General features: G+C 72.8%; 12 protein-coding genes. 4 read left to right on the forward strand and 8 right to left on the reverse strand.

Going from position 1 to position 12,274, the window contains the following annotated elements; genetic code table 11:
- Positions 1 to 179: 179 nt before the first annotated feature.
- From msrQ to DRV84_RS10065, 8 genes are all read right to left on the reverse strand, one after another.
- The gene (gene msrQ / locus DRV84_RS10030) at positions 180 to 782 is read right to left on the reverse strand and encodes a protein-methionine-sulfoxide reductase heme-binding subunit MsrQ (RefSeq protein WP_115979989.1); all 603 of its coding nucleotides are present in this window, start codon (positions 780 to 782) and stop codon (positions 180 to 182) included.
- The gene (gene msrP, locus DRV84_RS10035; RefSeq protein ID WP_115979991.1) at positions 782 to 1,693 is read right to left on the reverse strand and encodes a protein-methionine-sulfoxide reductase catalytic subunit MsrP; all 912 of its coding nucleotides are present in this window, start codon (positions 1,691 to 1,693) and stop codon (positions 782 to 784) included. The genes msrQ and msrP overlap by 1 nt, the downstream gene beginning before the upstream one ends.
- A gap of 84 nt (positions 1,694 to 1,777) precedes the next feature.
- On the reverse strand, positions 1,778 to 3,154 hold the full coding sequence (locus tag DRV84_RS10040) for a lytic murein transglycosylase (RefSeq protein ID WP_115979993.1): 1,377 nt from the start codon (positions 3,152 to 3,154) through the stop codon (positions 1,778 to 1,780).
- A gap of 91 nt (positions 3,155 to 3,245) precedes the next feature.
- The gene (gene rnr / locus DRV84_RS10045; RefSeq protein WP_115979997.1) at positions 3,246 to 5,543 is read right to left on the reverse strand and encodes a ribonuclease R; all 2,298 of its coding nucleotides are present in this window, start codon (positions 5,541 to 5,543) and stop codon (positions 3,246 to 3,248) included.
- 143 nt (positions 5,544 to 5,686) lie between these two features.
- Entirely contained in the window at positions 5,687 to 6,832 is a 1,146-nt protein-coding gene (gene dapE, locus DRV84_RS10050) for a succinyl-diaminopimelate desuccinylase (protein WP_115979999.1), read from the reverse strand.
- Positions 6,833 to 6,859: 27 nt separating this feature from the next.
- The gene (locus DRV84_RS10055; RefSeq protein WP_115980002.1) at positions 6,860 to 7,192 is read right to left on the reverse strand and encodes a hypothetical protein; all 333 of its coding nucleotides are present in this window, start codon (positions 7,190 to 7,192) and stop codon (positions 6,860 to 6,862) included.
- 46 nt (positions 7,193 to 7,238) lie between these two features.
- Positions 7,239 to 7,589 carry a hotdog family protein gene (locus DRV84_RS10060; protein ID WP_115980005.1) on the reverse strand — a complete coding sequence of 117 codons (351 nt, stop codon included), beginning with the start codon at positions 7,587 to 7,589 and terminating at the stop codon, positions 7,239 to 7,241.
- Positions 7,589 to 7,948, reverse strand: coding sequence for a MaoC family dehydratase (locus tag DRV84_RS10065; protein ID WP_115980008.1), 360 nt, complete (start codon positions 7,946 to 7,948; stop codon positions 7,589 to 7,591). The genes DRV84_RS10060 and DRV84_RS10065 overlap by 1 nt, the downstream gene beginning before the upstream one ends.
- Positions 7,949 to 8,137: 189 nt before the next feature.
- Here DRV84_RS10065 and DRV84_RS10070 point away from each other — a divergent pair, with 189 nt between their 5' ends.
- From DRV84_RS10070 to DRV84_RS10085, 4 genes are all read left to right on the forward strand, one after another.
- A complete protein-coding gene (locus tag DRV84_RS10070) occupies positions 8,138 to 9,307 on the forward strand; it encodes an MFS transporter (RefSeq protein ID WP_115980010.1) in 1,170 nt (389 codons plus the stop codon).
- A gap of 87 nt (positions 9,308 to 9,394) precedes the next feature.
- On the forward strand, positions 9,395 to 10,417 hold the full coding sequence (locus DRV84_RS10075; protein ID WP_115980012.1) for an aspartate-semialdehyde dehydrogenase: 1,023 nt from the start codon (positions 9,395 to 9,397) through the stop codon (positions 10,415 to 10,417).
- Between the two features lie 122 nt (positions 10,418 to 10,539).
- Positions 10,540 to 10,923 (forward strand): hypothetical protein, encoded by a 384-nt coding sequence (locus tag DRV84_RS10080; protein ID WP_239995047.1) that lies wholly within the window; start codon positions 10,540 to 10,542, stop codon positions 10,921 to 10,923.
- A gap of 74 nt (positions 10,924 to 10,997) precedes the next feature.
- A complete protein-coding gene (locus tag DRV84_RS10085) occupies positions 10,998 to 12,176 on the forward strand; it encodes an acetyl-CoA C-acyltransferase family protein (RefSeq protein WP_115980015.1) in 1,179 nt (392 codons plus the stop codon).
- Positions 12,177 to 12,274: the final 98 nt, after the last annotated feature.

Here is a 12,274-nt window from a genome sequence, read left to right on the forward strand (position 1 = left end):
CGATCAGCGCCTCGCCGCCGTCGGTGAAGCGCCTTCTACGGATACCGACCGGACCCCGCAAGAGGAAATTTCGCCCTCGCTGCAATTTTCTGCATCGGCGGGGTTATCCACAGGGCTTGCGCCGCCACGCGACACAAAGTTGTGCAGAGGCCCCAGCCCCGCGCAAGACCCTGTCGCGGTCACGCGCGCCGCGCGGCCGGCCAGCGCAGCCGAGCCGCGAGCAGCGCCAGAATCGCCGCGAGATAGGCCAGCGGCGCGAGCTGCAGCCCCTTGGCGAGCAACACGTAATGCAGCCCGCCCAGCACGGCGGCCGGATAGGCGAGTCGGTGAAGCTGCCGCCACCGCGCCCCGAGTCGGCGCACCGCCCGGTCCGTCGAGGTCGCCGCCAGCGGCAGCAGCAGCACGAAGGCCGCCATGCCGACGGTGATGTAGGGCCGCTTCAGGATGTCCTCCCCCGCCCGCGCGAGGGTCTGCACGTCGAGCGCCAGCCAGACGGCGAGATGCAGCGCGACGTAGGTGAAGGCCAGAAGCCCCAGCGCCCGGCGAAAGCGCATCAGGTTCACCCCGAGGTGCCGGCGCAGCGGCGTCACCGCGAGCGACGCGATCAGGAGCTGCAGCCCGAGCTCGCCTAGGCGATGTTCGAGCGCCTCCAGCGGCTCTACGCCGAGGCCGCCGGTCGCCGCCTGCCAGATGAGCCACGGAACAGGCGCGAGCCCCGCGCTCCAGACGAGCCAGAGCGGCACCCGCCGCGCCGCGGCGCTGATCGCCTGCGCGGCGGGCATCAGAAGTTCTCGGTCAGGTCCATGCCGGCGTAGAGGTCGGCCACCTCCTCGGCGTAGCCGTTGAACATGAGCGTCGGCTCGCGCGAGGCGAAGATGCCGGCGCCGATGCGCCGCTCGGTCGCCTGGCTCCAACGGGGGTGGTCCACCTCGGGGTTCACGTTGGAGTAGAAGCCGTACTCGCGCGGGTTCGCCTTGTTCCAGGCGGTCGGCGGCTCGCTCTCGGTCAGGGTGATCCGCACCACCGACTTGATCGACTTGAAGCCGTATTTCCACGGCACCACGAGGCGCAGCGGCGCGCCGTTCTGGGGCGGCAGGTCGCGGCCGTAGATGCCCGTCGCCATGATCGTCAGCGGATGCATCGCTTCGTCGAGGCGCAGCCCCTCGACGTAGGGCCAGTCGAGCACCGGCAGCCGCGTGCCCGGCATCTCGGAGCGGTCGAGATAGGTCTCGAATGCGACGTAGCGCGCCGCGGGGCGCACGCCCGCCACCTCCAGTAGATCGGCGAGCTCGAAGCCGTTCCACGGCACCACCCGCGACCACGCCTCGACGCAGCGGAACCGGTAGATGCGTTCCTCGATCGTCATCCGCGAGAGGATGTCCTCGAGCGCGTAGTCGCCCGGCCGCTCCACCAGCCCGTCGATGCGCACCGACCACGGCTCGATCGTCATGGCGTCTGCGTGGCGGGCGGGGTCGGCCTTGTCGGTGCCGAACTCGTAGAAGTTGTTGTAGGTGGTGATCTCTTCCCAGGTGTTGGGCTCGAGGCCCTCGGGCCCTTCGGCCGCCTGCCCGCGCCCGGCGAGCGCCATGAGCCCCGCCCCCGCGGCGCCGGCCATCAGCCCGCGCCGCGTGAGCCACGCGCCCTCGGGCGTCACGTCACGCTCGGTCAGGTCGTTTTTCCATCGATGGGCCATGGCGTCCTCCGTCCGCTCCGCACGACGTGGAGATAGCGCCCCGGGCGCCCGCGCCCAATGGTCATCTTGGGACGGCGCGCGGTGTCAGCGCAGCCGCTTCAGGACCGAGAGCGACGCGTAGCCGTCAGGGGTGAGCCCCTGCGCCCGCTGCCACGCGCGCACCGCGGCGATGGTGCGCGGGCCGATCCGCCCGTCGATGCCGCGCGTGTCGAAGCCCGCGGCGGTCAGGCGGCGCTGCATCTCCTTGCGCTCGTCGAAGGTGAGCGCCCGCTCGTCGCGCGGCCAGTCACCCCGGATCGGCGGCCCTCCGGCGAGCCGGTCCGACAGATGGCCCACCGCGATCACGTAGGCGTCGGCCGGGTTGTAGCGCTCGATCACGTCGAAGTTGTCGAAGACGAGGAAGGCCGCCCCCCGCGCGCCCGCCGGCAGCAGGAGCGAGGCGCGCCCGTGGTCGGGCACCGCGCGCCCGTCCATGTCGCGCACGCCGAGCCGCGCCCAGTCCGAGGGGCGCTTCTTCACGTCGCGCCCCGCGAGGCGATAGTCGAACCCCTCGGGCAGGCGCACCTCCACGCCCCAGGGCTGGCCCGGCGTCCAGCCGTGCGCCGCGAGATAAGCCGCGGCCGAGGCGAGCGCGTCCGTCGGATCGCTCCCCCAGATGTCGCGCCGCCCGTCGCCGGTGAAATCCTCCGCGTAGGCGAGATAGGAGGACGGCATGAACTGCGTGTGCCCCATCGCGCCCGCCCAGCTTCCGGTCATGCGGTCGGGCGTGGTGTCGCCCGACTGCAGGATCTTCAGCGCCGCGATCAGCTCGCCCTCGAAGAAGGCGCCGCGCCGGCCGTCGAAGGCGAGCGTCGCCAGCGCCTCGATCACCGCGGTCTCGCCCCGGAAGGCGCCGTAGGCCGATTCGAGCCCCCAGATCGCCGCGACGACCTCCTTCTCGACGCCGTAGCGCGCCTCGATCCGGTCGAGCGCCGCGCGATGCTCGGCGAGCGCCTCCCGGCCGTTGGCGACCCGGCTCTCGGACACCGCGCTGTCGAGATAATCCCAGAGCGTGCGCGTGAACTCCGACTGGTTGCGATCACGCTCGATCACCGAGGCGTCGTAGCGCAGCCCGCCGAGCGCCGCGTCGAGCACGCGCGGCGCGATGCCCTCGACGCGCGCGCGGGCGCGGAACCCCGCGAGCCAGTTTTCGAAGGCCGCCTGCCGGTCGGATGCGGGCGCCGGAACCGCGCGCACCTCGCGCGGCAGCGCGCCCGGCCGGGCCTGCGGGCGGAGCGAGCGGCCCGGCACCGTCACCACCGCCTGCCGCGCCACGGCAGGCAGCGCGCGCGCGGTGACCGGATCGGGGCGAAGCTCGGGGCGGAGGGACCGCTCCACCGCCGCGGCGGGCGCGGCATGGGCGAGCGCGAGAAGCCCGCAGAGAGCGAGGCGACCGGCGCGGGGGGCGACGTGACGGAACATGACGTGGGCCTGCTCGAACCTGTTGGACGGTTTTCGCACAGGCTACCGCAGCGCGGGCCGTCGGGGAAGCCCGGCGTCGCCCGCCGGCGGCTCACCGCCGCTTGCGCGTGACCTTGCGCGCGCTCTGCGCGGCCTTGCCCTTGCGCTCGACCTTGTCCTTGGCCTTCGCGGTCTTGCGCTTGGCCTGCGCCGCCTTGCGGCGCGGCGCCCCGCCCGCGCCGCCGCGGGGGCGGGGGCCGGGCAGCGGCTCGTCCTCGAGCTCGAGAAGCTCCAGCGCGACGCCCCCGGTGACCGGCGCCGCCTCGGCGAGGCGCACCGTGACGCGCTGGCCCGGCTTGATGACGGTGCCCGTGTCCGCGCCCATCAACTCCTGCCGCTTGGCGTCGAAGACGAAGTATTCCCGCCCGATGTTGCGCATCGGGATCAGCCCGTCGGCGCCCGTCTCGTCGAGCTTCACGAAGGCGCCGAAGCGCGCCACGCCGCTGATCCGGCCGGCGAACTCCGCGCCCACGCGGTCCGAGAGATAGGCGGCGAGGTAGCGGTCGGTGGTGTCGCGCTCGGCCGCCATCGAGCGGCGCTCGGTCTCGGAGATGTGGGTCGCGGTCTGCTCCAGCCGCTCGACCTCGTCGCGCGAGAGGCCGTCGTCGCCCCAGCCGTGCGCCGAGATCAGCGCGCGGTGCACGATCAGGTCGGCGTAGCGCCGGATCGGCGAGGTGAAATGCGCGTAGGACTGCAGCGCGAGGCCGAAGTGCCCGAGGTTCGCGGGCGAGTAATAGGCCTGCGTCATCGCGCGGAGCGTCGCCATGTTGATGAGCTCCGCCTCGTCCGAGCCCGCCGCCTGATCCAGAAGGCGGTTCAGATGCTCGGTGTGCAGCACCTGCCCCTTGGCGAGAGTGAGGCCCGCCGCCTGCGCCGTCTCGCGCAGCGCGTCGAGCTTCATCGGGTCCGGCTCCTCGTGCACCCGGAAGAGAAGCGGCGACTTCTTCGCGGTCAGCGTCTCGGCGGCGGCGACGTTGGCGGCGACCATGAACTCCTCGACGAGCTTGTGCGCGTCGAGCCGGTCGCGGAACCGGACCGCGACGACCTGCCCCTCCTCGGACAGCTCCACCTTGCGCTCGGGCAGCTCCAGCTCGAGCGGCTGGCGCGCTTCCCGCGCGCCGACCATCGCGCGCCAGGCGGCGAAGAGCGGATGGATCACGTCCGCGACGAGCGGCGCGGTCTGCGCGTCCGGCGCGCCGTCCTCGGCGGCCTGCGCCTGCGCGTAGGTGAGCGAGGCGGCCGAGCGCATCAGCCCGCGCACGAAGCGATGCCCGATCCGCCGCCCCTCGGCGTCGATCTGCATGCGCACCGCGATCACCGCGCGCGGCACGCCCTCGTGCAGCGAACAGAGATCGCCCGACAGCCGGTCGGGCAGCATCGGCACGACCCGGTCGGGGAAATAGCTGGAGTTGCCGCGCCGGCGCGCCTCCCGGTCGAGGGCCGAGCCGGGGCGGACATACTGCGCGACATCCGCGATGGCGACCCAGACGACGTGCCCGCCCGGGTTCTTCGGGTCGTCGTCGGCATGCGCCCAGACGGCGTCGTCGTGGTCGCGCGCGTCCTCCGGGTCGATGGTGACGAGCGGCAGGTCGCGCAGGTCCTCGCGCCCCGATAGGCCCGCGGGCTTCATGCGGTCGGCCTCCTCCAGCACCTCCTCGGGGAAGTCGTGCGGGATGCCGTGCTGGTGGATCGCGATGAGCGAGACGGCCTTCGGCCCGGAGGGATCGCCGAGCCGCGCCACCACCCGCGCGCGCGGGCGGCCCATCCGGCCCTTGGGCCCGGCGTGCTCGGCCTCCACCAGCTCGCCGTCCTTCGCGCCGTGCATGGCGTCGGGCGCGACGGTCCACTCCTTGCCGTCGCCCTTGTCGATGGGCACGATCCGCCCGCCCTCGGCGTCCTTGCGGAAGACGCCGAGCACCCGGCGCGGCGTCGCGCCGATGCGGCGGATGAGCCGCGCCTCGTAGTTGTGGCCCTCGCCCCTGACCGGCGCGAGCTTGGCGAGGATGCGGTCCCCCGCGCCCAGCGCCGGGTCGGAGGCGCGCGGCACCACGAGCACGCGGGGCTCCACGCCCTCGCCGTGCCACTCGAGCGGGCGGGCGAAGAGATCGCCCGCGTCGTCGGGGCCGGCGACCTCCAGCACGGTGACGGGCGGCAGGCGCTCGGGGTCGCGGTAGGTCTTCTTGCGCTTCTCGAGGTGGCCCTCGTCCTCGAGTTCCTTCAGGAGCCGCTTGAGCTCGACCCGGTCGGCGCCCCTGAGCCCGAAGGCCTTGGCGATGTCACGCTTGGAGGCGAGGGTCGGGTTGTCCTCGATCCAGCGCAGGATGTCGTCCTTGGTGGGCAGATCCGCCATGTGCGCCGCCTAGCACGCGGCGCCGGGCGCGTCACCGCGAAAAGCGGCCCCGCGCCGGGGGCTGCGAATTTTCGTACGAAAATTCGCCCGGCCCGGGCCGCATGGAACGGAGATTTTTCGTACGAAAAATCTCCCTCAGCGCGTCACGCGAAATAGGCGCGCAGGAGGCGGGCGTATATGCGCGAGAGCGCCTCGACCTCGGCCACGGGCACATGCTCGTCCACCTGATGCATCGTGCGCCCGGTCAGGCCGAACTCGACCACGGGGCAGTGATCCTTGACGAAGCGCGCGTCCGACGTCCCGCCGCCGGTCGAAAGCTCGGGCGCAAGCCCCGTCTCGGCCGTCACCGCCGCCGCCACCAGCTCCGAGAGCGGCCCCGGCGGCGTCAGGAAGGCCTCGCCCGAGAGCTTCGTCTCCATCTCCACGCCGACGCCGAAGGCCTGCGCGACCTCCGCCGCCTCGGCCTCGAGCCAGCGGATCAGGCTCGCGCCGGTGTGGCGGTCGTTGAAGCGGATGTTGACCGTGGCCCTGCAGGCGGCCGGGATCACGTTGGTCGCCGGGTTGCCGGTGTCGATGGTCACCACGGCGAGCGTCGAGGGATCGAAATGGTCGGTGCCCGCGTCGAGCGTGGCCGAGGCGAGCCGATCCATCAGCCGCGCCATCGCCGGCAGCGGGTTCACCGCGCGGTGCGGATAGGCGGCGTGGCCCTGCACGCCGGTCACCGTGAAGAAGGCCGAGAGCGAGCCGCGCCGCCCGATCTTGATCGTGTCGCCCAGCCGCTCCCGGCTCGTGGGTTCGCCCACGAGGCAGACCGACATCGATTCGCCCTGCGCCTCCATCCAGTCGAGGAGCGCCGCGGTGCCGTCCACGGCCGGCCCCTCCTCGTCGCCGGTGATGGCGAGGATCACGGCGCCGTCCTCGGGCGGGGTCTCGGTCACGAGGTCGATCGCCGCGGCGGCGAAGGCGGCGACGCCGGATTTCATGTCGGTCGCGCCGCGCCCCCAGAGCGCGCCGTCGCGCCGCGCCGCACCGAAGGGCGGCACGCTCCAGGTCGCCGCGTCGCCCACGGGCACCACGTCCGTGTGCCCGTTGAAGCCGAAGCGCCGCGCGGCATCCTTCGGCCCCCAGCGGGCGAAGAGATTGGCGACGCCCCCGCGGTCGGCGCGGCGGCAGTCGAAGCCCGCGGCCGAGAGCCGCTCGGAGAGCAGCGCGAGCGCGCCGCCCTCCTCGGGCGTGACCGAGGGGCAGCGGATCAGGTCGGCGGTCAGCGCGACGGGATCGGTGGGCATGGGTGGCACTCCCCGGGGCGGCGGCGCTCAGTCCGGCGCGTCCTCGTCGAAGAAGGGCGTGACCTGCGCGACGATCACCGCGTTCTCCTCCGCCGCGCGCGCCATGAGGCCCGCTTCCTCTTCGTCGATCTCGTGGCCCTGCGCGCGGCGCTCCTCGGGCGTGCCGTGGCCCTCTACGTCGAGCACCGAAAGCCCCGCCTGCTTGAGGATCGCCACCGTCTCGCGCACCGCCTCGGCCTCGTCCACGCCGCCGGCGTAGCAGAGAAGCGCCGCGCCGGTCGCGCCCTCGGGCAGGCCGTCGCCGGGCTTGCGGCCGGCCTCCACGAGGAGGGTGTAGACGGGCTGATCCTTCGCGCTCATGGCGCCGTCTTACGCGGGCCGGCCGCCGCCCGCCACCCCCGCACGCTCAGCGCCCGCGGGCGCGCACCAGCGTCCGCCCCTCGCAGACGAGCGTGCCGTCGGCCGTGCGCACGCTGGCCCAGAGATCCACGAGGTCCTTCTCCGGCCGCACCCGCGTGACCTCCACCCGCGCGGTGAGCTCGGTGCCGAGCGGCACCGCCTCGAGAAACTGAAGGTCCTGCTTCAGCCAGTTGGTGCCGTGCCCCGGCAGCTTGGTGCCGAGGAGGCAGGCGATCAGCCCGCCGATGAGCGGCTCGGGGACGTTGTCGCGCACGACCGTGCCGGCGAGCCGGGCGAGGTCCGCCGCATCCTCGCGGGTGAAGCTGCGGGTGAGCTGGGCGCTCGCGCCGATCTCCATCACTGCACCTCCAGTTCGCCGATCATCAGCTCGCTCTCGTCGATCGCGCGCACCGCGCGCAGGACGATCGGCGCGCCGTCGGCCTCCTGCCGGACCTCGAGGCGCACCTCCTCGCCGGCGTAGCAGGGGTTGGGAAAGACGAGCATGTGAAGCTCGGGCCGCGCCATCGGCCGCGCCTCGCGCAGCATCGCCCAGAGCCGCGCGTAGAGCAGCATGCCCGGCGCCACGGGGCGCGGGAAGCCGCCGATGGCGTAGACGCCGTCGTCGAGGTGGATCGGGTTGTCGTCGCCGGTGATGCGGGCGAATTCCGCGAACTCGGCGTGCGTGGGCGTCCAGCGGGAGACCATGTCGAGCGTCATCGGGGCCTGTCCTCCGGCAACGGGCGGGCCGTGCCTGTCGTGCGTCACGGCGCCAACGCGGCCCAGTGTGGGCAGGTTTCCGCGCCGACGCAACGCCCGCGCGGATGGACAGGGCGCGCACGATCGCGCGCTTGCGGCCACCCGCGGACCGTGCGACCCCTCCGCGGCTCACGGGAGGAGGGACAGGACATGCGGCTCGGATTGGTGCTTCTCGGACTGGCGTATGTCTTCAGTCAGTTCTTCCGGGCCTTCCTCGCCGTTCTCGCCGATCCGCTGGCCCGCGACCTCGGGGCGACGCCGGACGACCTCGCGCAGGCCTCGGGGCTCTGGTTCCTCGCCTTCGCGGCGATGCAGGTGCCCGTGGGCTGGGCGCTCGACCGGCTGGGGCCGCGGCGCACGGCCTCGACGCTCTTCCTGATCGGCGGCGCGGGCGGCGCGGTCCTCTTCGGGCTGGCGCAGACGCCGGCGCATGTTTCGGCGGCGATGGCGCTGATCGGCGTGGGCTGCGCGCCCGTGCTGATGGGGAGCTACTTCATCTTCGCGCGGAGCTTTCCCGCCTCGGCCTTCGCCACGCTCGGCGCGGTGATGATCGGCGTCGGCTCGATCGGCAACCTGGCGAGCACCGTGCCCCTCGAGCTTCTGGTCGAGGCCGTGGGCTGGCGCGCGACGCTCTTCGCGCTGGGCGGCGTGACCGGGGCGCTCGCGCTGGCGATGGTCGCCTTCGTGCAGGACCCGCCGGCCCTCGAGGGCGGCGCCAAGGGCAGCCTGCTCGACGTGCTGCGCATCCCGGCGCTCTGGCTGATCATGCCCCTGATGCTGGTGCATTACGCGCCGGCGGCGGGGCTGCGCGGGCTCTGGATCGGCCCCTACATGGCGGAGGTGCAGGCGACGACCGCGGGCACCGCGACCCTGATCATGGGGCTCGCCATGATCGCCGGGACCTTCGCCTACGGCCCGCTCGACCGCTGGCTCGGCACGCGCAAATGGGTGGTCGCGGGCGGCACGCTCCTCGGGGCGGCGGCCTGCCTCGCGCTCTGGGCCGCGCCGCTGGCCGGCTACTGGACGGCGCTCGCGCTCTTCGCCGCGGTGGGCTTCTTCGGCATGGGTTATCCGCTGATGATGGCGCATGCGCGGGCCAACGTGCCGATGCACCTCGCCGGGCGGGGCGTGACGCTGATGAACCTCTTCAGCATCGGCGGCGTCGGGCTGATGCAGATGGTGACCGGCCGGCTGCACGCGGGCGTCGCCGCGGGCGCCGACAGCGCGGTCGCGCCCTACGCCGCGGTCTTTCTCCTGTTCGGCGCGCTGCTGATCGTGGGACTGATCCCCTACCTCTTCGTGCGCGACCGGCTCGACTGAGCCGCCCTTTCGCCGCCTGCGCCCTTGGTGTAAGACACGCGGACCCTGCGGCCGTGCCGCAGCGCAGAACACGAGGAGCCGAGGACCATGGGCTACAAACTCGCCGTCGTGGGCGCCACGGGCAACGTGGGCCGCGAGATGCTGAACATCCTCGCCGAGCGCGAGTTTCCGGTGGACGAGATCGCGGCGCTCGCCAGCCGCCGCTCGCTCGGCACCGAGGTGAGCTTCGGCGAGCAGACGCTCAGGACGCAGGACCTCGAGGCCTTCGACTTCACCGGCTGGGATATCGCGCTCTTCGCGATCGGCTCGGACGCCACCAAGACCTACGCGCCCAAGGCCGCGAAGGCCGGCTGCGTGGTGATCGACAACTCCTCGCTCTACCGCTACGACCCGGACGTGCCGCTCGTCGTGCCGGAGGTGAACGCCGAGGCGGTCGAGGGGTATGCGAAGAAGAACATCATCGCCAACCCCAACTGCTCGACCGCGCAGATGGTCGTCGCGCTCAAGCCGCTGCACGACCGCGCGACGATCAGGCGGGTCGTCGTCTCCACCTATCAGTCCGTCTCCGGCGCCGGGAAGGAGGGGATGGACGAGCTCTGGGACCAGACGAAGGCCATCTACAACCCGACCGAGGAGATCGAGCCGAAGAAGTTCCAGAAGCAGATCGCCTTCAACGTGATCCCGCACATCGACACCTTCATGGAGGACGGCTCCACCAAGGAGGAGTGGAAGATGGTCGCCGAGACCAAGAAGATCGTGGACGCCGCGATCAAGGTCACGGCCACCTGCGTGCGCGTGCCGGTCTTCGTCGGCCACGCCGAGGCGATCAACCTCGAGTTCGAGGAGCATCTCGACGAGGACGAGGCGCGCGACATCCTGCGCGCCGCGCCGGGCCTCATGGTCGTCGACAAGCGCGAGGACGGCGGCTACATCACGCCGGTCGAATGCGTGGGCGATTTCGCCACCTTCATCAGCCGAATCCGGCAGGATTCGACCATCGACAACGGCCTGAACCTCTGGTGCGTCTCCGACAACCTGCGCAAGGGCGCGGCGCTCAACGCCGTGCAGATCGCCGAGACGCTCGGGACCCGCTGCCTGAAGAAGGGCTGAGCCCGCGCGACCGGGCGATTTCGTCTCGTATTTTCGGCGAACCGCCCGGCGCCGGAAACCCGCCGGAAAGGGTGCGCACCCAGACTGCGCCGCCGTGGGGGCGCGACGACGGGGTGAGCACGGTGGCGGAGCGACCGATCGCGCTGACGCGGGAGGAACCCGCGCGGCTGAACCATGAGCGCCTGAGACGCCTTTTCGCGGAACTCGGCCCCGAGGCCGGGGAGGTCGTGGTGACCCGCGCGCTGGAAGAGCTCGCCCTGCGCCTCGCGCGGCTCGGCGAGGCGCAGGCGGCCGGGGATCATGACGCCCTGCACAAGACGGCGCGCGGCATGGCCGCGATCGCGGACCAGCTCGGCATGGAGACGCTCGCGCGCGCCGCGCGCGACGCCTGCGCCTGCGCGGCGGCCGGCGACGCCGTGGCGCTCGCCGCGGTGCTCGCCCGGCTCGACCGTCTGGGCGAGCGCTCCCTCTTCGCCGTCTGGGACGACCGGGGGCCGACCGGCTGACGCCGGGACAGCGTGACGCATCACGCGCGGCGGGCTAGGGTCGCCGCGACGGATTCGCGGGAGAGAGACACGGCATGAACGACATCGTCATCCTGAGCGGCGCGCGCACCGCCATCGGCACCTTCGGCGGCGCCCTCGCCGGCGTGCCCCCGATCACCCTCGGCGCCACGGCGGCCGCGGCCGCGCTCGAGCGCGCGGGCGTCGCGGGCGAGCAGGTGGGCCACATCGCCTTCGGCCACGTCATCAACACCGAGCCGCGGGACATGTACCTCTCCCGCGTCGCGGCGATGGAGGCGGGCGTCCCCGAGACGGTGCCGGCGATGAACGTGAACCGCCTCTGCGGCTCGGGCGCGCAGGCGATCGTCTCGGTGATGCAGGCGCTGGCGCTGGGCGACGCGGATTTCGGCCTCGCGGGCGGGGCCGAAAACATGAGCCGCGCCCCCTACATCGTGCCCGAGCAGCGCTTCGGCGCGAAGATGGGCGACGTGAAGACCCGCGACATGATGCTCGGCGCGCTCAACTGCCCCTTCGGCACCGGCCACATGGGCGTCACCGCCGAGAACGTGGCGACCGAACAGGGCGTGAGCCGCGCCGCGCAGGACGCCTTCGCGCTGGAAAGCCAGCGCCGCGCCGCCCGCGCCATCGAAGAGGGCCGCTTCGACGAACAGATCGTGCCCGTCGAGGTGCAGGTGAAGCGCGAGACGCGGCAGGTCACGACCGACGAGCACCCGAAGCCCTCCACCACCGCCGAGGGGCTCGCCGCGCTCAAACCCGCCTTCGCCAAGGAGGGCACGGTCACGCCGGGCAACGCCAGCGGGATCAACGACGGCGCCGCGGCGCTGGTGCTCGCGCGCGCCGAGGCGGCGAAGGCCGCGGGGCTCACGCCGCGGGCGCGGCTCCTCGGCTACGCGCACGCCGGCGTCCGCCCCGAGGTCATGGGGATCGGCCCGGTCCCGGCGGTGCGCTCCCTGCTCGAGCGGACGGGCCTCTCCGTCGGGGACTTCGACGTAATCGAATCGAACGAGGCCTTCGCCGCGCAGGCGCTCGCGGTCTCCGACGCGCTCGGCCTCGACCCGGACAAGGTGAACCCCAACGGCGGCGCCATCGCCCTCGGCCATCCCATCGGCGCCACCGGCGCGATCATCACCATCAAGGCGCTGCACGAGCTCGAGCGCATCGGCGGCCGCTACGCGCTGGTGACCATGTGCATCGGCGGCGGGCAGGGCATCGCGCTCGCGCTCGAGCGCCTCTGACGCGCGCCGCGGCCGGGGCCGATCGCACGGGCCCCGGCCGCACCGCGTCGCCACGACCTTCTTCTTGGTCCAAATATCCCGGGGGGAGTCCGGCGCAG

The organism is Rhodosalinus sediminis (assembly GCF_003385555.1).
Classification (GTDB): domain Bacteria; phylum Pseudomonadota; class Alphaproteobacteria; order Rhodobacterales; family Rhodobacteraceae; genus Rhodosalinus; species Rhodosalinus sediminis.